16 protein-coding genes are annotated in these 18409 nt (G+C 67.9%); 9 read left to right on the top strand and 7 right to left on the bottom strand.

Features of this window, described 5'->3' with window-relative positions:
• Positions 1 to 9 precede the first annotated feature (9 nt).
• Positions 10 to 879 carry a trypsin-like serine peptidase gene (locus IEZ17_RS26165; RefSeq protein ID WP_189304171.1) on the top strand — a complete coding sequence of 290 codons (870 nt, stop codon included), beginning with the start codon at positions 10 to 12 and terminating at the stop codon, positions 877 to 879.
• 79 nt (positions 880 to 958) lie between these two features.
• Here IEZ17_RS26165 and rplI read toward each other — a convergent pair whose 3' ends face one another.
• From rplI to rpsF, 4 genes are all read right to left on the bottom strand, one after another.
• Positions 959 to 1405 (bottom strand): 50S ribosomal protein L9, encoded by a 447-nt coding sequence (gene rplI / locus IEZ17_RS26160; protein WP_043265241.1) that lies wholly within the window; start codon positions 1403 to 1405, stop codon positions 959 to 961.
• Positions 1406 to 1423: 18 nt separating this feature from the next.
• Positions 1424 to 1660 carry a 30S ribosomal protein S18 gene (rpsR, locus tag IEZ17_RS26155; protein ID WP_003978893.1) on the bottom strand — a complete coding sequence of 79 codons (237 nt, stop codon included), beginning with the start codon at positions 1658 to 1660 and terminating at the stop codon, positions 1424 to 1426.
• 128 nt (positions 1661 to 1788) lie between these two features.
• Positions 1789 to 2376 (bottom strand): single-stranded DNA-binding protein, encoded by a 588-nt coding sequence (locus IEZ17_RS26150; RefSeq protein ID WP_189304169.1) that lies wholly within the window; start codon positions 2374 to 2376, stop codon positions 1789 to 1791.
• A gap of 82 nt (positions 2377 to 2458) precedes the next feature.
• On the bottom strand, positions 2459 to 2749 hold the full coding sequence (gene rpsF, locus IEZ17_RS26145) for a 30S ribosomal protein S6 (RefSeq protein WP_003978891.1): 291 nt from the start codon (positions 2747 to 2749) through the stop codon (positions 2459 to 2461).
• Positions 2750 to 2979: 230 nt separating this feature from the next.
• On the opposite strand from rpsF, the gene IEZ17_RS26140 reads away from it, so the two are divergent.
• From IEZ17_RS26140 to IEZ17_RS26130, 3 genes are all read left to right on the top strand, one after another.
• The gene (locus IEZ17_RS26140) at positions 2980 to 3297 is read left to right on the top strand and encodes a hypothetical protein (RefSeq protein ID WP_189304167.1); all 318 of its coding nucleotides are present in this window, start codon (positions 2980 to 2982) and stop codon (positions 3295 to 3297) included.
• 131 nt (positions 3298 to 3428) lie between these two features.
• Positions 3429 to 4547, top strand: coding sequence for a lipid II:glycine glycyltransferase FemX (locus IEZ17_RS26135; RefSeq protein WP_189304165.1), 1119 nt, complete (start codon positions 3429 to 3431; stop codon positions 4545 to 4547).
• Between the two features lie 64 nt (positions 4548 to 4611).
• On the top strand, positions 4612 to 5643 hold the full coding sequence (locus IEZ17_RS26130) for an alanine racemase (RefSeq protein ID WP_189304154.1): 1032 nt from the start codon (positions 4612 to 4614) through the stop codon (positions 5641 to 5643).
• Between the two features lie 91 nt (positions 5644 to 5734).
• Here the strand turns inward: IEZ17_RS26130 and IEZ17_RS26125 are convergent, their stop codons facing one another.
• Positions 5735 to 7216: a glycosyltransferase family 87 protein gene (locus IEZ17_RS26125; protein WP_189304152.1), complete on the bottom strand. Its 1482-nt coding sequence runs from the start codon at positions 7214 to 7216 to the stop codon at positions 5735 to 5737.
• Positions 7217 to 7346: 130 nt separating this feature from the next.
• On the bottom strand, positions 7347 to 10019 hold the full coding sequence (locus IEZ17_RS26120) for a transglycosylase domain-containing protein (RefSeq protein ID WP_373299938.1): 2673 nt from the start codon (positions 10017 to 10019) through the stop codon (positions 7347 to 7349).
• A gap of 361 nt (positions 10020 to 10380) precedes the next feature.
• Between IEZ17_RS26120 and IEZ17_RS26115 the strand changes: the two genes are divergently transcribed.
• The 4 genes from IEZ17_RS26115 (at position 10381) to IEZ17_RS26100 (ending at position 14233) form a co-directional block, all read left to right on the top strand.
• Positions 10381 to 11049 carry a PadR family transcriptional regulator gene (locus IEZ17_RS26115; protein WP_189304148.1) on the top strand — a complete coding sequence of 223 codons (669 nt, stop codon included), beginning with the start codon at positions 10381 to 10383 and terminating at the stop codon, positions 11047 to 11049.
• A gap of 59 nt (positions 11050 to 11108) precedes the next feature.
• Entirely contained in the window at positions 11109 to 12191 is a 1083-nt protein-coding gene (locus IEZ17_RS26110) for an inositol-3-phosphate synthase (protein ID WP_189304146.1), read from the top strand.
• Positions 12192 to 12270: 79 nt separating this feature from the next.
• Positions 12271 to 13533: an MFS transporter gene (locus IEZ17_RS26105; protein WP_189304144.1), complete on the top strand. Its 1263-nt coding sequence runs from the start codon at positions 12271 to 12273 to the stop codon at positions 13531 to 13533.
• Positions 13534 to 13657: 124 nt separating this feature from the next.
• Positions 13658 to 14233, top strand: coding sequence for an LppU/SCO3897 family protein (locus tag IEZ17_RS26100; RefSeq protein ID WP_189304142.1), 576 nt, complete (start codon positions 13658 to 13660; stop codon positions 14231 to 14233).
• Between the two features lie 143 nt (positions 14234 to 14376).
• On the opposite strand, the gene IEZ17_RS26095 is transcribed toward IEZ17_RS26100, so the two are convergent.
• Positions 14377 to 15852 (bottom strand): CCA tRNA nucleotidyltransferase, encoded by a 1476-nt coding sequence (locus tag IEZ17_RS26095; protein ID WP_189304140.1) that lies wholly within the window; start codon positions 15850 to 15852, stop codon positions 14377 to 14379.
• 246 nt (positions 15853 to 16098) lie between these two features.
• Here IEZ17_RS26095 and IEZ17_RS26090 point away from each other — a divergent pair, with 246 nt between their 5' ends.
• On the top strand, positions 16099 to 18378 hold the full coding sequence (locus tag IEZ17_RS26090) for a DUF6049 family protein (RefSeq protein WP_268249852.1): 2280 nt from the start codon (positions 16099 to 16101) through the stop codon (positions 18376 to 18378).
• The last annotated feature ends 31 nt before the right edge of the window (positions 18379 to 18409 follow it).

Below are 18409 nucleotides of genomic sequence, written 5' to 3'. Positions count from 1 at the left end.
AATGACCTTGTGCGCTCGCTTGCCAGAAAGTCCGTACTGCCCCTGACGCTGGTCATCGTGGGGGCAGCCGCAGTGGTGGGTTACGCCGCGGAGGAGACCCACACGAGCAGAAACAACGGGCGCAGCAGCTACGGCAAGTCCGGCGAACCGGGCCAGACCCCTCAGGACCAGGACCCCTCGGCCACCGCCCCCGCCCAGGACGGCACCGCGTACACCCCGCGCAGGACCGAGGAGAACGCCCGCATCGGCACGGTCTTCGAGAAGGACGACCACGGCGCCCACTTCTGCACCGCGAGCGTGGTGCAGAGCCCCGGCCGGAACATGCTGATCACCGCGGCCCACTGCGCCTTCGACGCCGACGCCAGGAAGCCGGTGGACGACCTGGTCTTCGCCCCCGACTACCGCAACGGCGACGAACCCAGCGGCCTGTGGAAGGTCAACAAGGTCGTCGTCGACGATCGCTGGGCCAAATCGCAGGACGAGGACCTCGACGTCGCCTTCCTCACAGTCGACCCGAAGGACGGCAAGAACGTCCAGGACGTCCTGGGCGGCAACAGCCTCGGCATAGACCGCGGCTTCAACAACGAAGTCAAGATCACCGGCTACCCCACCAGCCGTGACACCCCGATCTCCTGCCAGAACCGCACCACGAAATTCAGCGACACCCAACTGCGCATCCAGTGCACCGACTTCGAGGGCGGCACGAGCGGCAGCCCCTGGCTCGCCGACTACGACCCCAAGAGCCACACCGGCACCGTCATCGGCGTCCTGGGCGGCCATGAGGGCGGCGGCGACGAGGACGACGTCTCCTATGCCGCGTACTTCGACAACGACATCGCCAAGCTCTACCAACGCGCCCAGGACGAGGACGGAAACTGACCCCGCCCTCCCGCGCACGGCGAAGGGCCGTACCCCGTGACGGGGTACGGCCCTTCGGCGTTGTGCTGCGGTGCTGCGATTACGCGGCGACGACCTCGACGCCGAGCTTCGCGACGACCTCGGCGTGCAGACGCACGGAGACCTGGTGCGCGCCCAGGGTCTTGATCGGCGAGCCGAGCTCGACACGGCGCTTGTCGACGTCCGGGCCACCGGCAGCCTTGATCGCCGAGGCGACGTCGGCCGGGGTGACGGAGCCGAACAGGCGGCCCGCGTCGCCGGCGCGAACGGCCAGCTTCACGTTGACGCCCTCGAGCTGAGCCTTGACCTCGTTGGCCTGCTCGATCGTGGCGATCTCGCGGATCTTGCGACCGCGGCGGATCTGCTCGACGTCCTTCTCGCCACCCTTGGTCCAGCGGATCGCGAAACCACGCGGAACCAGGTAGTTACGGGCATACCCGTCCTTGACGTCAACGACGTCACCGGCGGTGCCGAGGCCGGAGACCTCGTGGGTGAGGATGATCTTCATGAGTCGGTCACCCTTCCCTTATCGCGCGGTGGACGTGTAGGGCAGCAGCGCCATCTCACGGCTGTTCTTCACGGCCGTGGCGACGTCACGCTGGTGCTGAGTGCAGTTACCGGTCACCCGGCGGGCACGGATCTTGCCGCGGTCGGAGATGAACTTCCGCAGCAGGTTCGTGTCCTTGTAGTCGACGTAGGAGATCTTCTCCTTGCAGAACACGCAAACCTTCTTCTTAGGCTTGCGAGCAGGCGGCTTCGCCATTGTCTCTCTCCAGTAAGTTCAAGAAGTATGTGCTGACGCCCTCAAGGCCCCGGCCGCTCCGGTCGCCGTTTCACGTGAAACGCGCGGTTTCACGTGAAACACCGTGGAACCGGATCGGCTGTACGGACCTAGAAGGGCGGCTCGTCCGAGTAGCCACCGCCGGAGCTACCGCCCCAGCTACCGCCACCCTGCTGGCCACCGCCGGCAGGACCGCTGGTCGCCCACGGGTCGTCGGCGGGCGCACCGCCGCCGCCCTGCTGGCCGCCGCCGGGGCCGCCGCCCCAGCCGCCGCCACCCTGGCCACCGCCCTGCTGACCGCCGCCGAAGCCGCCGCCGCCCTGGCCACCACGACCGCCGGTCTTGGTGATCTTGGCCGTGGCGTTCTTCAGGCTCGCGCCCACTTCCTCGACGTCGAGCTCGTAGACCGTGCGCTTCACGCCCTCGCGGTCCTCGTACGACCGCTGCTTGAGGCGGCCCTGGACGACCACGCGGGTACCCCGCGTCAGGGACTCGGCGACGTTCTCCGCCGCCTGACGCCACACCGAGCAGGTCAGGAACAGGCTCTCGCCGTCCTTCCACTCGTTGGTCTGGCGGTCGAAGGTGCGGGGAGTGGACGCGACGCGGAACTTCGCGACCGCCGCACCGGACGGGGTGAAGCGCAGCTCGGGGTCGTCGACAAGATTGCCGACAACCGTGATGACGGTCTCGCCTGCCATTAGGGGAACCTCTCGGCGGGTGTGCTGCTGGCTGCTGGTGTTGCTGCTACTCGAACCCGGTTACCGCTGGGCGCTGACGCGCTCAGTGGGTCTCGGGACGGAGGACCTTGGTCCGGAGGACCGACTCGTTCAGGTTCATCTGACGGTCGAGCTCCTTGACGACCGCAGGCTCGGCCTGAAGGTCGATGACCGAGTAGATGCCCTCGGGCTTCTTGTTGATCTCGTACGAGAGACGACGACGGCCCCAGGTGTCGACCTTTTCGACCTTTCCGTTGCCCTCGCGGACGACGGAGAGGAAGTTCTCGATCAGCGGGGAGACAGCGCGCTCCTCAAGATCGGGGTCGAGGATGACCATCACCTCGTAGTGACGCATGTGGAACCCACCTCCTTTGGACTCAGCGGCCACGGTCGTTCCGTGGCAGGAGGGTCGTAATGCGTTCCGCGCCGGCCCGCCGGGGTATCCGGGCAGACATGGGCGCAGACCGTACAGAGTACCTGCCTCCGAGCTTCCGGTTGAAATCCGACCGCCGCACCCCGCAATCTGGAACACAACGGGTGTGAGCGGCGTTACAGTGCGCCGCCCTGTCCAGTCGGAGGTGCCGTATGGCACAGGCAGCACGGACCCAGCGGAACCTGCTCGCGCTTCTCAACAGCGACGGCGAATCCCATCCCGTCGAGAACACTCTCGCGGTCACCACCCTCCTCCTCGGTGTGATCGCCGTCCTCACCACTCTCTCGCCCAGCCTGCACCTGGTCAGCTCCTGGGTGGGCCTGATCGGAATCGGAACGGGTCTCTGGGGCCAGTTCATCTCGTCGACGACGGGTGAACGCTTCCTGTTGATCATCGGGCTCGGGGCAGCCGCCCTGGGCTTCTACATCGGCCTGGCACACGGCGGCCTCTTCGGCGGCGTCATCGGCTAGGCGCCGCCGCACTGCGGCATACGGGGCCCGGCCCCGTACGGCCCAGACGGGGTGCTCCCCGGTCACAGTAGGCTTCGGCGCGAGAGCCGGAGCCCCGACCAAGGGGACACACCAGCCGAGGAGCGCCCCGCATGAGCCTGACCCTGAGGACCATCAGCCGAGAGCAGCATCTGGCATACATCCAGAGCCTGCCCGCGGCGAGCCACATGCAGGTCCCGGCCTGGGCGGACGTGAAGGCCGAGTGGCGTTCGGAGAGCCTGGGCTGGTTCGACGCCACCGGCCAGCTGGTCGGCGCCGGCCTGGTCCTCTACCGCCAGCTGCCCAAGATCAAGCGCTACCTGGCGTACCTCCCCGAGGGCCCGGTCATCAACTGGTTCGCGCCGAATCTGGAGGACTGGTTGCAGCCGATGCTCAGCCACCTCAAGCAGCAGGGCGCCTTCTCCGTGAAGATGGGTCCGCCGGTCATCATCCGGCGTTGGGACTCCGCCGCGATCAAGTCCGGCATCCAGAGCCCGGACGTCAAGCGCCTGCGGGACATCGAGGCCACCCACATCGAGCCGCGCGCCTTCGAGGTCGCCGACCGGCTGCGCCGCATGGGCTGGCAGCAGGGCGAGGACGGCGGTGCCGGCTTCGGCGATGTGCAGCCCCGCTACGTCTTCCAGGTGCCGCTCGCCGACCGCTCGCTGGAGGAGGTCCACAAGGGCTTCAACCAGCTGTGGCGCCGCAACATCAAGAAGGCCGAGAAGGCCGGGGTCGAGGTCGTCCAGGGCGGCTACGACGACCTCGCCGAATGGCAGCGGCTGTACGAGATCACCGCGGAGCGCGACCGCTTCCGGCCCCGGCCGCTCGGCTACTTCCAGCGCATGTGGACGGCCCTCAACTCCGAGGATCCCAACCGCATGCGGCTCTACTTCGCCCGCCACGACGGCGTGAACCTCTCGGCCGCGACGATGCTCGTCGTCGGCGGCCACGTCTGGTACTCCTACGGCGCCTCGGACAACATCGGCCGTGAGGTCCGCCCTTCCAACGCCATGCAGTGGCGGATGCTCCAGGACTCCTATGCGCTCGGCGCCAGCGTCTACGACCTCCGCGGCATCAGCGACTCGCTGGACGAGAACGACCACCTCTTCGGCCTGATCCAGTTCAAGGTCGGCACGGGTGGGCAGGCGGCGGAGTACCTCGGCGAATGGGACTTCCCGCTCAACAAGCTGCTGCACAAGGCGCTCGACATCTACATGTCGCGGCGCTGACCGCTCCACCGCACCGTTCGTACCCCTGACATACCCCAGCCACGAGAAAGGTTCCGGGCCGGCCATGGCGCTCACCCTCTACGTCGACACCGCGCGCTGGCGGGCGCATCAGCAGAGCGTTCTCCAGCAGTTTCCCGGGCTGGTCCCGGTCTGCAAAGGCAACGGCTACGGCTTCGGCCACGAGCGTCTCGCCGATGAGGCCACCCGGCTCGGCTCCGACATCCTCGCGGTCGGTACGACCTACGAAGCGGCCCGTATCAAGGACTTCTTCAGCGGCGACCTGCTCGTTCTGACCCCGTTCCGGCACGGCGAGGAGCCGGTGCCGTTGCCCGACCGGGCGATCCGCTCGGTCTCCTCGGTCGAGGGCGTGGGCGGACTGGTCGGCGCCCGGGTCGTCATCGAGGTCATGAGCAGCATGAAGCGGCACGGCGTCCTGCCGGAGGACCTGCCGAAGCTGGCCGCGGCCATCGAGGACGTCCGGCTGGAGGGCTTCGCGATCCACCTCCCGCTGGACCGCACCGACGGCTCCGACTCGGTGGAAGAGGTCATCGGCTGGATGGACCGGCTGCGCGCCGCGCGTCTCCCGCTGCACACCATGTTCGTCAGCCACCTGAAGGCCGACGAACTCACCCGTCTCCAGCAGCAGTTCCCGCAGACCCGCTTCCGCGCGCGGATCGGCACGCGGCTGTGGCTGGGCGACCATGAAGCCACCGAGTACCGCGGCTCGGTCCTCGACGTCACGGCCGTCAAGAAGGGCGACCGGTTCGGCTACCGCCAGCAAAGGGCGGCATCGGACGGCTACTTGGTGGTCGTGGCGGGGGGCACCTCGCACGGCGTCGGCCTGGAGTCGCCCAAGGCGCTGCACGGCGTGATGCCGCGCGCGAAGGGCGTTGCCCGGGCCGGTCTGGCGACCGTCAACCGCAACCTCGCGCCGTACGTATGGGCCGGGAAGCAGCGCTGGTTCGCGGAGCCCCCGCACATGCAGGTGTCGATCCTGTTCGTCCCGGGGGACGCCCCCGAGCCGAAGGTCGGCGAGGAGCTGGTGGCCCACCTGCGGCACACCACCACCCAGTACGACCGCATGGTGGACCGCTGATCCGGCCGGATCCCTCACACACCCGCACCAGGGCCCGGTGCCGCCGGTCAACTCCGCGGCACGGGGCCCTTGTTGTGCGTCCGCCGGCGGGTCAGTCCCGTACGACGCCCCAGCGCACCCGCGGCGCCCCCTCGAAGTGCACCGCGTGGCGCGGCGCGTGATACGCCCGCCCGAGCACGACCACATCGGGGCTCCGGTCCAGGACGCCCCCTGACGGGTCGTCGTCCCCGTCCCTGCGGACCACGTCCCGCTCCGGCATCAGGATGTCACGGACGACCACCGCGCACAGGTAGAGGGTGGCCAACAGGTGGAGGGCGATGGCCAGTTGGTAGCCCTCCGGCGGCAGCCCCTGGTGTTTGTCGCCGCTGCCGGTGTAGGCGAGGTACATCCAGATCCCGAGGAAGTACATGATCTCGCCCGCCTGCCAGATCAGGAAGTCCCGCCAGCGCGGCCGGGCCAGTGCGGCGAGCGGGATCAGCCACAGCACATACTGCGGCGAGTAGACCTTGTTGGTGAGGATGAACAGCGCGACGACGAGGAACGCGAGCTGGGCGAAGCGCGGCCGGCGGGGCGCGTAGAACGTCAGCAGCGCGATGCCGCCGCAGCCGAGGATCATCAGCACGGTCGCGTAGAGGTTGGCGTCCTCCAGGGGGTTCCCGGTGCGCTGCGAGATCAGCAGCCAGACAGAACCGAAGTCGATGGGCCGCTCCTGGCTGAAGGTGTAGAACTTCGCCCAGCCCTCCCGGATATGGAATCCGGACGCGTCATGCATGATCATCACCGGCAGGTTCACCACCAGCCACGACGCCACCGCGCCGATGACAGCCCTCCCGTACGCGCGCCAGGCTCCGGCGCGCCAGCAGAGCACCAGCAGCGGCCCCAGCAGCAGGACGGGGTAGAGCTTCGCCGCCGTCGCCAGCCCGATCAGGACGCCGGCCGCCAACGGGCGGCTGCGTGCCCACATCAGCATCCCGGCGGCGGTCAGGGCGACCGCCAGCAGGTCCCAGTTGATGGTGGCGGTGAGGGCGAAGGCGGGGGCCAGGGCCACCAACAGGCCGTCCCAGGGGCGCCGCCGGTGGGTACGCGCCACACACACCGCGATGACGGCGGCGCAGACCATCAGCATCCCGGCGTTGACCAGCCAGTAGATCTGTTCGCGGCCCTGGATCGCCCCGCTGTGCGGCGTCATCCAGGAGGCGACCTCCATGAAGACGCCGGTCAGTACCGGGTATTCCAGATACTGCATATCGCCCGGCAACCGGTCGAAGTACGGGATCAGCCCGTCGGCGAAGCCCCGTCCGGTATAGAGATGGGGGATATCGGAGTAGCAGGCGTGGACGTACTGGCTGGTGGCGCCGAAGAACCAACCGCCGTTGTAGCAGGGCAGCTTCTGCACCATGCCGAGCGCGAACATACCGATGGCGACGAGCGCGATGAACCGCACCGGCGTCATCCAGTGCGCCCCCAGCAGCGCCCGCCGGCCGATCGGCCCTCCGATCAGCTCGCTGCCGGCCGCCGCCACCTCATCCCGTTGCGTCGGCCGTACCGGCTCGTCCTGTCGCAGGCTCGTCATGGCCCCATCCTGCCGTACACGCATGGGACGAACACGACGAAGCCCCCGCCCGGTCGCACCGGGTCGGGGGCTTCGTGGAGCCGTGTTTCACGTGAAACGAGCGCCGTTTCACGTGAAACGAGCAGTGGTCCTAGCCGCCGGTGGGTCCGCCGAAGATGCCTCCTCCGGTGTTCCCACCGCTCGTCGGGTCAGGTGTCGGACTCGTACCGCCGTTGCCGCCGTTGCCGCCGTTGCCGCCGCCCGGCCCGCCGCCGTTTGCCCCGCCGTTCCCACCGTTGTGCTTGCAGTGGAAGTCCCACGGAGAGCACTGCTTGGTCGGGGTGGGGGTCGGGGAATTCGTCGGGGACGCGGACTGGCTGGGCGTACCGGACGGAGTCACCGACGGCGTGGCGCTCGGCGTCGGGGTCGGGGTCGGAGAGGGCATCCCCAGCTCGTTCTGCACCTGCCCGATCGGCGTGGCGGGCGGGAAGTCCTGCGGGGTGACGCCCTGCATCGCCTGGAGCATGTACTCGGTCCACACCTCGGTCGGCAGCGCGCCACCGTGGATCGAGTCGAAGCCGCCGACACCGTTCATGGACAGCTGACGGGGGTTCTGCGCGTCCTCACGGAACATGGTGATGGCCGTCGAGAGCTGCTTGGTGTAGCCGACGAACCAGGCCGACTTGTTCTCGTCGGTGGTACCGGTCTTGCCGGCGGCCGGCATCCCCAGCTTCTTGGCCGTTGTCGCGGTGCCGTTCTGGATCACGTTCTTCAGCACGTCGGTGACGTTGTTGGCGATGTTGGCGTCCATCGCCGTCTGGGTCTTGGGCTTGTCGAAGCCCGGCAGATCCTTGCCTTCGGACATCACCTTGATCACCGAATACGGCTCCACGCTCGTACCGGAGGCGGCGAAGGTGCCGTAGGCGTCGGCCATACGAATCGCGCTCGGCGTGGAGGTGCCCAGTGCGAAGGACGGGTTGAGGTTCTTGTCGAAGCTGCCCGGCGCGATCCCCGCGGCCTGCGCCATCTCCTTCACCTTGTCCATGCCGACATCCATGCCGAGCTGGACATACGGGGTGTTGACGGACTGCTCCATCGCCTTCCGCAAGGTGATGTAGCCCCAGGGGTAGTTGCTCTCGTTGACCTGATAAAAGGGCGAGTTGTCCTTCTTCAGCACGAACGTACCGTCCGGGTTCTTCACCTTGAGATGGTCATCGCCGTTGTACTTGCTGTCCGGCGAGACCGGCGTGCCGCTGTGCGCGACCGTCCCGTACTTCATCGCCGCGGCGAGCACGAACGGCTTCCAGGTCGAGCCGACCGGCACACCGTAGGTGTCGGCGTTGTTGCTGAAGTGGCCCTTGTCGTAGCCGTCACCGCCGTACAACGCGACGATCCTGCCGTCTCCCGGCACCACGGAGGCGCCACCGAACTGGACGTACTTGTCCTTTTCCGGCCGCTTCGTCGGGTCGATGTAGTGCTTGTCGACCTTCTGCACCGCGGCTGCCAGCTCGCTGGTCTTCTTCTCGTCGAAGGTCGTCTGGATCGTGTAGCCGCCCTTGTCGAACAGGGCCTCGCTGATGTGCCCCTCCTTGAGCACGTACTTCTTGGCTACGTCGATCAAGTACCCGATCTGGCCGCTCTTGCTGGCCACCGGCTTCGGCGCCTTGGGCGTCGGGAACTTCGTGTAGGTGGCCCGCTCTGCCTTCGACAGGAGGTGGTTGTCCACCTCGCGGTCGAGGATCCAGGACCACCGGGCCTTGACGCGCTGGGTGTTCTGCTCGGGTGTGGCGCCGGGGCCGGTGCCGCCCGCAGGGTCGTAGAGGTTCGCGCCCTTGAGCAGGGACGCCAGGAACGCGCCCTCGTCCGGCTTCAGCTGGGAGGCGTTCTTCCCGTAGTACGCCTGGGCCGCCGCCTGGATGCCGTAGGCACCGCGACCGAAGTAGCTGGTGTTCAGGTACCCCTGCAAGATCAGAGGCTTGTCCATCGTCGAGCCGACCTTGATGGAGATGAACAGCTCCTTGAACTTACGGGAGATGGTCTGCTCCTGGCTCAGCATCGCGTTCTTCACGTACTGCTGAGTGATGGTCGATCCACCCTGGGTGTCGCCGCCCTTGGCCATGTTGACCAGGGCGCGGAGGATACCCAGCGGGTCCACGCCGGAGTCCGTCCGGAACGAGGCGTTCTCCGCGGAGATCGCTGCGTTCTGCATGGACAGCGGGATTTCGCTTATGTTGATGTTCTGCCGGTTTGTCTCACCGTCACGCGCCATGACCTTGCCATCGGCCCAGAGGTAGACGTTGTTCTGCGACTTGGCGGCCTTGTTCTCGTCCGGCACCTGCACCAGCGCGAGGCCGACGCCGGCCGCGCCGACGATCAGGCCGAAGACCGCGACGGACATGCCGGCCACCTGCTTCCAGGACGGCACAAACCGTCGCCAGCCGGTGCGATTGGAACGCGGATAGTCAATGAAGCGCTTCTTGGCGGGATTTCCACCACCGCGACCGCGCCCCCGGCCTCCTTCACCACCGCCTCCGCCACCGCCTCCGCCGCCACGACGGCCACCGCCGCCGTAACCGCCGGCGGCCCCTCCGGAGGCCATCGCCGCGGAGTCGGGCGCCCGGCGCCGTCCACCGCCGCGCTGCGCAGCCCGCCGGGCCTCGGCACGCCCTCCGGGCGGCCGGTCCTGGGGGGACTGGGGCAAAGAACCAGTAACAGCGTCATGCGGAGCGGCAGTACGCCGCCCTGATGGCTGCTGTGCGGCACGTCTGGCCGCGGCACGTCCGCCACCTTGCGGCTGTGGCGGTTTGCGACGGTGCTCGCTCATGGAACGAATACTCCTCGGGCAGGCGCGCTCTCTCGTCGCCTGAAGGCGGCAGTTGTCTTCAGGTCCCCCCGATGCACGACCCGCTCCTGACGCGCGGGCCGCACTACACCGAGGTCAGGGACGCCACATATTGGCCCACGGTTCCCGGCAGTCTGCATGCCGCACAGACTACGCACGGCCAAAACCTGCCCAGTGTTGAAATTCACTCCAAAACAGTCAGGTTACGTCGCACGAATAAGTGATGTGACACCGTTCACCGTCCCCCGTCTTGTTCGACCCAGGGCGCCGTTCTATCGTCTGGATGTATCGAGTCGATACATCAGCACGAGATAAAGACCGCACAGGGCCAAGGAGGCGGAGGATGAGCAGGCGTTCCGGCGTCCTCGAATTCGCCGTCCTCGGCCTGCTCCGTGAATCCCCCATGCACGGTTACGAGTTGCGCAAGCGGCTCAACACCTCGCTCGGGGTCTTCCGTGCGTTCAGCTACGGCACCCTCTACCCCTGCCTCAAAGGGCTGGTCGCGAACGGCTGGCTCGTGGAGGAAACGGGCGGCGCCCCGGAGGGCGTTCCCGCCGCGGCGCTCACCGGGCGCCGGGCCAAAATCGTCTACCGATTGACCGCAGCGGGCAAAGAGCACTTCGAGGAGCTGCTCACCCACTCCGGACCGGATGCGTGGGAGGACGAGCACTTCGGCGTCCGCTTCGCGTTCTTCGGCCAGACATCGCGGGACGTACGGATGCGCGTGCTGGAAGGCCGCCGCAGCAGGCTGGAGGAACGCCTCGAAAAGATGCGCACCTCCTTGGCCAGGACCCGCGAGCGGCTGGACGACTACACCCTCGAACTTCAGCGGCACGGCATGGAGTCCGTGGAGCGCGAGGTCCGTTGGTTGAACGAGCTCATCGAGAGTGAGCGCGCCGGGCGCGATCAGCGCGCACCGGGTCCCACGGAGCGGGACAAGAACACCCCGTCAGGAGATGCGGACGGCCTGCCCCGGCACCGGGGTGGTTCCCGGCCGGATCCGTCCGAATGACACCACCACATGAGGCCCTGCCAGGCAGGTCCTCATCGAGAACACAGGGAGCAACCGGAATGGGTTCGGTTCGCGTAGCCATCGTCGGCGTGGGCAACTGCGCCGCCTCGCTGGTACAGGGCGTCGAGTATTACAAGGACGCCGACCCCGACAGCCGCGTGCCCGGCCTCATGCACGTGCAGTTCGGCGACTACCACGTCCGCGACATCGAGTTCGTGGCCGCCTTCGACGTGGACGCCAAGAAGGTCGGCCTCGACCTCTCGGACGCCATCGGCGCCAGCGAGAACAACACCATCAAGATCTGCGATGTGCCGAACACCGGCGTGCGGGTCCAGCGCGGCCACACGCTCGACGGCCTGGGCAAGTACTACCGCATGACGATCGAGGAGTCCGAGGAGACCCCGGTCGACATCGTCCAGGTCCTCAAGGACAAGCAGGTCGACGTGCTGGTCTGCTACCTCCCCGTCGGCTCCGAGGACGCCGCGAAGTACTACGCCCAGTGCGCCATCGACGCCAAGGTCGGGTTCGTCAACGCCCTCCCGGTCTTCATCGCCGGCACCAAGGAGTGGGCGGACAAGTTCACCGAGGCCGGTGTGCCGATCGTCGGTGACGACATCAAGTCGCAGGTCGGCGCCACGATCACGCACCGCGTGATGGCCAAGCTCTTCGAGGACCGGGGCGTCGTCCTGGACCGCACGATGCAGCTGAACGTCGGCGGCAACATGGACTTCAAGAACATGCTGGAGCGCGACCGCCTGGAGTCCAAGAAGATCTCCAAGACGCAGGCCGTCACCTCGCAGATCCCCGACCGCGAGCTGGGCGAGAAGAACGTCCACATCGGCCCGTCCGACTACGTCGCCTGGCTGGACGACCGCAAGTGGGCCTACGTCCGCCTTGAGGGCCGTGCCTTCGGCGATGTCCCGCTGAACCTGGAGTACAAGCTCGAGGTCTGGGACTCCCCGAACTCCGCGGGCGTCATCATCGACGCGCTGCGCGCCGCGAAGATCGCCAAGGACCGGGGGATCGGTGGCCCGATCCTCTCCGCTTCCTCGTACTTCATGAAGTCGCCGCCGGTCCAGTACTTCGACGACGAGGCACGGGAGAACGTCGAGAAGTTCATCCGGGGCGACGTCGAGCGCTGAGGCACTCGCCGCGCTCCTCGCTCCGCCGGCCTCCGGGTATTCCGCCCGGAGGCCGGTGTGCTGTGTGAGGCTGTGCCTCATGCATGCTGTGCGCGATCTCCGCGTATTACTGCGGCTGCGCGACTTCCGGACGCTCCTTGCCGCACGGCTCCTGTCCCAGGCCGCCGACGGGGTGTTCCAGGTTGCGCTCGCCGCGTTCGTCGTCTTCTCGCCCGAAAAGCAGGCGTCGCCCGAGGCGATCGCCTCCGCCATGGCGATCCTGCTGCTGCCGTACTCCCTTCTCGGGCCGTTCGCCGGAGTGCTGCTGGACCGCTGGCGCCGGCGTCAGGTCCTGCTGTACGGCAACCTGCTGCGGACCCTGCTCGCGATGGCGACCGCCGTGCTGATCGCGGTGAAGGTCCCGGACTGGCTCTTCTACGCCTCGGCTCTCTCCGTCACGGGCGTGAACCGCTTTGTCCTGGCGGGGCTTTCCGCCTCGCTTCCCCGCGTCGTCGGCGGCGAGCAGCTGGTGATGGCCAACTCCCTTGCGCCCACGGCTGGAACGCTCGCCATGACGGTCGGCGGTGCGCTCGCCCTCGCCGTCCGGCTGGCCGGCTCGGACGTGGATGCGTTCGTCGTGCTGCTCGCCGCGTTCCTCTACTTCTGTTCCGCCCTCACCGCCCTGCGGATGACCCCGCAGCGCCTCGGCCCCGACCCCTCGGTGCTCCAACCACACCTCGGCGAGGCCCTGTTGAGCACCGTCAAGGGTCTGGTGGACGGTCTGCGCCACCTCGCCGAGCGGCCCACCCCGACCCGCGCCCTGGCTGCGATGACGGTGATCCGCTTCTGCTACGGCGCGCTGACGGTCATGGTGCTGATGCTGTGCCGCTATGCCTGGGCCCGTACCGAATCCCAGGGCCTGGCGCTGCTCGGGATAACCGTCGCCGTGTCGGGAGCCGGCTTCTTCGCGGCTGCCGTGATCACCCCCTGGGCGGTCGGGCGCCTCAGCCCGTTCGGCTGGATCTCCTTCTGTGCCGCGATAGGTGCGGTCCTGGTGCCCGCGCTCGGCCTCTTCTTCCATCCGGCGCCCATGCTGGTCGCCGCGTTCATCCTCGGCCTGAGCACACAAGGCACCAAGATCACCACAGACACGGTGGTCCAGTCGTCGGTCGACGATGCCTTCCGCGGCCGGGTCTTCTCCATCTACGACGTGCTGTTCAACATCGCCTTCGTCGGTGCCGCCGCGGTCGCCGCACTGATGCTGCCGCCCGACGGGAAGTCAGCGGTGCTGATCGCCGTGGTGGCCGTTCTCTATGCGGTGGTCGCCGCGGCGCTGGCCCGCCGGGGGTTCGGGCGCCATTAGCCGTCTTCCCCTTGCTGGTTGGCGCCCCTCGCCCGTGCAGCAGCGCCGGAGCAGATACCGTACGGGCGTCATTCACACACCCGGACACATCACGTCCGGACACTTCAATATCGGGGGAACTCCCATGACCACGCCGCCTCAGGGCCCGAATCCCTACGGCCAGAATCCATACGGCCAGCAGCCGTACGGCCAAGCCCCCTACCCGCAGGCTCCCCAGGCGCCGCAGGCCCCTTACGGCCAGCCGCAGGGCGGATACGCCTACCCCCAGCAGCCGCAGGCACCGTACGGTCAGCAGCCGCAGCAGGGGTATCCGCAGGCACCGCAGCAGCCGTACATGCAGGGCGGAGCGCCCGTGCCGCCGCAGCCTTCCCGCCCGCAGCGGTCGCCCAAGGCGATCGTGAAGGGCATCTTCGTAGCCGTCGCCCTGATCGGTATCGGGGTGGCCTGGGTGAGCTCCTGGAACGACGCCGACACCGCCAAGGTCGGCGACTGCATGAAGAACAGCGGCAACGAGATCAACCCTGATCTCAAGGTCGTCGACTGCGGCACCGCAGAGGCCAAGTTCAAGGTGACGGCAGTCCACACCAACACCACGAACAGATCTCTCTGCCCCAAGACCGACACGACCTATGCCGAGACCCAGCACCGCCGCCACGGCGGCACCACCCGCTTTGTGCTCTGCCTCCAGGACGTGAAGTAGCGACGAGCCCGCTCCCGGGACGGGACGACGCGGGCGATGTTTCACGTGAAACACGGCGGTTCACGACCGGCCGTTTCACGTGAAACGTCGCCCCGTTTCACGTGAAACATCGACGGTTTCACGCTCGCGCGGCCCCAGCGGCCTCAGCCCTGAGCGGCCCACCACTCCTTGAGCGCGGCCACCGCGGCCTCCCGCTCCATAGGACCGTGCTCCAGCCTCAGCTCCAGCATCTGCTTGTACGCCTTGCCGACCTCAGGCCCCGGGCCGATGCCCAGGATCTGCATGATCTCGTTGCCGTCCAGGTCCGGGCGGATCGCGTCGAGCTCTTCCTGCTCCTGGAGCCGCGCAATGCGCTCCTCCAGGCCGCCATACGCACGCGACAGGGCTGCGGCCTTGCGCTTGTTGCGCGTGGTGCAGTCCGAGCGCGTCAGCTTGTGCAGGCGCTCCAGCTGGGGGCCGGCGTCACGTACGTAGCGGCGGACCGCGGAGTCCGTCCACTCACCCGTCCCGTAGCCGTGGAAGCGCAGATGCAGCTCCACCAGAAGCGAAACGTCCTTGATCATGTCGTTCGAGTACTTCAGGGCGGACATGCGCTTCTTGGTCATTTTCGCTCCCACCACCTCGTGGTGGTGGAAGGAGACCCGGCCGTCGCTCTCGAAGCGCCGCGTCCTGGGCTTGCCGATGTCGTGCAGCAGCGCCGCCAGCCGCAGCACCAGATCCGGCCCGTTCTCCTCCAGGTCGACGGCCTGCTCCAGGACCGTCAGCGAGTGCTCGTAGACGTCCTTGTGACGGTGATGCTCGTCACTTTCCAGGCGCAGCGCGGGCAGCTCGGGCAGCACCCGGTCCGCCAGCCCTGACTCCACCAGCAGCCGCAGCCCCTTGCGCGGATTGGCCGCCAGGATCAGCTTGTTCAGTTCATCGCGCACCCGCTCCGCGGAGACGATCTCGATACGCTCCGACATCGCCTTCATCGCGGCGACGACGTCCGGGGCAACCTCGAAGTCCAGCTGTGCGGCGAAGCGGGCCGCGCGCATCATCCGCAGCGGATCATCGGAGAACGACTCCTGCGGCGTCCCCGGGGTGCGCAGCACACGGGCTGCCAGGTCCTCCAGGCCGTCGTGCGGATCGACGAACTCCTTCTGCGGCAGCAGTACCGCCATGGCGTTCACCGTGAAGTCCCGGCGGACCAGATCCTGCTCGATGGAGTCGCCGTAGGAGACCTCGGGCTTGCGCGAGGTGCGGTCGTACGCCTCGGAGCGGTAGGTCGTGACCTCGATGTCGAACGATTCCTTCTTGCAGCCGACCGTGCCGAAGGCGATGCCGACCTCCCAGACCGCGTCCGCCCACGGCCGGACGATCTTCAGCACGTCCTCGGGCCGGGCATCGGTGGTGAAGTCCAGGTCGTTGCCGAGCCGGCCGAGCAGTGCGTCCCGGACCGATCCGCCGACCAGGGCAAGCGTGAACCCGGCCTCCTGGAAGCGACGGGCCAGGTCGTCCGCGACGGGGGACACCCGCAGCAGCTCGCTCACGGCACGGCGCTGCACGTGGTTGAGCGCGTTCGTCGGCTGCGGAGCCCGCTCGGACCGCGGGGTGGGGAAGTCATTGTTGGCGTTCGGCACAACAGAAAAGGGTACGTGGCCGCGCAGCGGGCGGCGTCACGTCAATAGTCACGTCAATAAAGGGGACAGGCATGAGCGGCCCCGGCTTGGTGATCATGTGGAGCAGTCCCCGGCACTACGGCGTGCCGGGCCTCGTTACCATTCGTGGACGCACATTCCGACGACCACTGACGACGACGAGGGACGGGCGAGCGCGTGGCCGATGCGGCAGGGTTCCAGGTGACTGAACGGCCGCGTGGTCGATGGCTGCGCAGGACCGTGACACTGCTCACCGGAGCGCCCCTGCTCGTGGGAATGCTGCAACTCCCGCACCCTCCCTCCGCCCAGGCGGCCCAGGCGGCCCAGGCGGGCTCCCACACGGTAAGCGTCACGATCAATGCGATGTCCCCGTCCGCCCCCGCCAAGGACGACACGGTCACGATCTCCGGCACGCTGACCAACGACAGCAAGACCCCGGTCACCGACGCGCACGTCGGACTGCACCGCGGCGCCGCGCTCAGCGACCGCAGCTCCATCGAGGCCGTGACAGAGCGCACCGGATATCTGCCGGGCGCCGACGGCAAGGAGATCGGCGGGGACACCGAGAAGATCGACAAGCTGGATCCGGGCACCAGCAAGCCGTTCAACCTCAGCGTGCCGGTCAAGGACCTCGACCTCGGCGACGACGGTGTGTATCCGCTCGGTGTCACGCTGTCCGGGCACACCCAGAGCTCCTCGTACGAGCAGGTCCTCGGCATCGACCGGACCTTCCTCCCGTGGCAGGACGCCGCCCCGGCCAAGAAGACCCAGCTCACGTACCTGTGGCCGCTGATCTCCTCCACCCACCTCACCGCCGAGACCGGCGCCGACGCCCAGCAGACCCCGGTCTTCCGCAATGACGACCTCGCCGCGGAGATCGCCCCCGGCGGCCGACTGCACCAGATGGTCACGCTCGGCAAGAACCTCCCGGTGACCTTCGTCATCGATCCGGACCTGCTCGCGACGGCCGACGCGATGACCAAGCCTTACCGGGTGAACGGTCCGGACGGCCCGATGGGCAAGAACCAGGCCGTCGCCAAGCAGTGGCTGAACGATCTCGAAGACGCTGTGAAGGGGCACGAGGTCGTCGCCCTGCCGTTCGGCGACCCCGATCTGGCCTCGCTCGCGCACCACGGCAAGAGCGTGCCCAGTGCGCTCAGCCACCTCGGTCCGGCCACCGAACTCGCCTCGAAGACCGTGGACACCATCCTCGGCGTGAAGCCGCGCACGGACTTCACCTGGCCGGTGAACGGCGCGATCGACTCCTCGATCGTCGACGTCGCGACATCGGCCGGCGCACACAACGTCATCACCCGCAGCGACAGCCTGGCCGACAGCGGCCTGCCCTACACCCCGACCGCGGCCCGGCCCATCGGCGGCGGCAACACGGCCATCGTCACCGACGAGCAGCTCTCCCGGGCTTTCGAAGCCGATACGTCGAAGTCCGGGAACGCCAGCCGCGCGATCCAGGAGTTCCTCGCCCAGGCCCAGATGATCGGCCTCCAGGACCCGGAGCAGCAGCGGAGCATCGTCGTCGCGCCGCAGCGCATGCCGTCGGCCGGCCAGGCCGAGACGATGGCCGGCGCGCTGCGGAATCTGGAGTCGGCCGGCTGGACCCAGCCGCTGAAGCTCGGCGATGCGGCCAAGGCCAAGCCCGACCCCGCCGCCAGCCGCCAGATCCCGAGCCGCTCCGTGTACCCGTCCTCCCTGCGCCGGCAGGAGCTCTCCGCCGACGCCTTCCGGCAGATCCAGGACACCCAGGCCGCACTCGACGACTTCCAGGTGATCCTGGCCCAGCCCGAGCGAGTGGTCACCCCCTTCGGCAACGCCATAATGCGCGAGATGTCGACGGAGTGGCGGGGCGATTCCAAGGGTGCCGGGAGCTTCCGCAACTCCGTGCGCAGCTACCTCGACGGTCTGACCAAGAAGGTGCACCTGATCCAGAAGTCGGAGGCCACGCTCTCGGGGCGCAGCGCCACGATTCCGGTGACGGTCCAGAACAACCTGCTCCAGGGCGTCGAGGGCATGACGCTGCGGCTGACCTCGTCCCAGCCCAACCGCCTCGACGTGGGGCCGTCCCAGCAGATCAAGGTGGACGGCGGGCACAGCCAGTCCTTCAAGTTCGACACCACGGCGAACGCCAACGGTCGCGCCTGGGTGACGGCCCAGCTCTACACCGCGGACGGCAAGCCCTACGGTGACCCCATGACGTTCCAGGTGAACGTCACGGAGATCACCGCCACTGTGATGCTCGTCATCGCGGGCGGTGTGCTGCTGCTCGTCCTCGCCGGCGTACGGATCTACCTCCAGCGCAAGCGAGCCGCGGCCGAGGACGCCGAGGAAGGGCCCGACGACGAGGACAACGACGGTTCCGACGGCGCAGCAGGAACGAACGGCGACAACGGCGGCACGGGCGGCGACAAGCCCGAGCAGCCGAGTGACCGCTCGCCGGACACCGGATCGGAAAAGTCCGGCCCGTCCGGCACAGGTGAGAAAGTGGACCGTTGATACATGACGGGGCCGGATGGCCGGCGACGGA

The sequence above is a fragment of the Streptomyces albospinus genome, assembly GCF_014648695.1.
GTDB classification, from domain to species: domain Bacteria; phylum Actinomycetota; class Actinomycetes; order Streptomycetales; family Streptomycetaceae; genus Streptomyces; species Streptomyces albospinus.
The sequence above is the reverse complement of the archived record's forward strand: the minus strand, read 5'-3'. Positions and strand labels throughout refer to the sequence as shown.

What these genes read in the sequence shown, in the direction of transcription:
- IEZ17_RS26115 (WP_189304148.1), top strand. Translation starts at nt 10,381, where the DNA reads ATGAGCAGGCGTTCCGGCGTCCTCGAATTCGCCGTCCTCGGCCTGCTC.
- IEZ17_RS26130 (WP_189304154.1), top strand. Translation starts at nt 4,612, where the DNA reads ATGGCGCTCACCCTCTACGTCGACACCGCGCGCTGGCGGGCGCATCAG.
- rpsR (WP_003978893.1), bottom strand. Translation starts at nt 1,660, where the DNA reads ATGGCGAAGCCGCCTGCTCGCAAGCCTAAGAAGAAGGTTTGCGTGTTC.
- IEZ17_RS26140 (WP_189304167.1), top strand. Translation starts at nt 2,980, where the DNA reads ATGGCACAGGCAGCACGGACCCAGCGGAACCTGCTCGCGCTTCTCAAC.
- IEZ17_RS26120 (WP_373299938.1), bottom strand. Translation starts at nt 10,019, where the DNA reads ATGAGCGAGCACCGTCGCAAACCGCCACAGCCGCAAGGTGGCGGACGT.
- IEZ17_RS26110 (WP_189304146.1), top strand. Translation starts at nt 11,109, where the DNA reads ATGGGTTCGGTTCGCGTAGCCATCGTCGGCGTGGGCAACTGCGCCGCC.
- IEZ17_RS26135 (WP_189304165.1), top strand. Translation starts at nt 3,429, where the DNA reads ATGAGCCTGACCCTGAGGACCATCAGCCGAGAGCAGCATCTGGCATAC.
- IEZ17_RS26100 (WP_189304142.1), top strand. Translation starts at nt 13,658, where the DNA reads ATGACCACGCCGCCTCAGGGCCCGAATCCCTACGGCCAGAATCCATAC.
- rplI (WP_043265241.1), bottom strand. Translation starts at nt 1,405, where the DNA reads ATGAAGATCATCCTCACCCACGAGGTCTCCGGCCTCGGCACCGCCGGT.
- IEZ17_RS26125 (WP_189304152.1), bottom strand. Translation starts at nt 7,216, where the DNA reads ATGACGAGCCTGCGACAGGACGAGCCGGTACGGCCGACGCAACGGGAT.
- rpsF (WP_003978891.1), bottom strand. Translation starts at nt 2,749, where the DNA reads ATGCGTCACTACGAGGTGATGGTCATCCTCGACCCCGATCTTGAGGAG.
- IEZ17_RS26105 (WP_189304144.1), top strand. Translation starts at nt 12,271, where the DNA reads ATGCATGCTGTGCGCGATCTCCGCGTATTACTGCGGCTGCGCGACTTC.
- IEZ17_RS26150 (WP_189304169.1), bottom strand. Translation starts at nt 2,376, where the DNA reads ATGGCAGGCGAGACCGTCATCACGGTTGTCGGCAATCTTGTCGACGAC.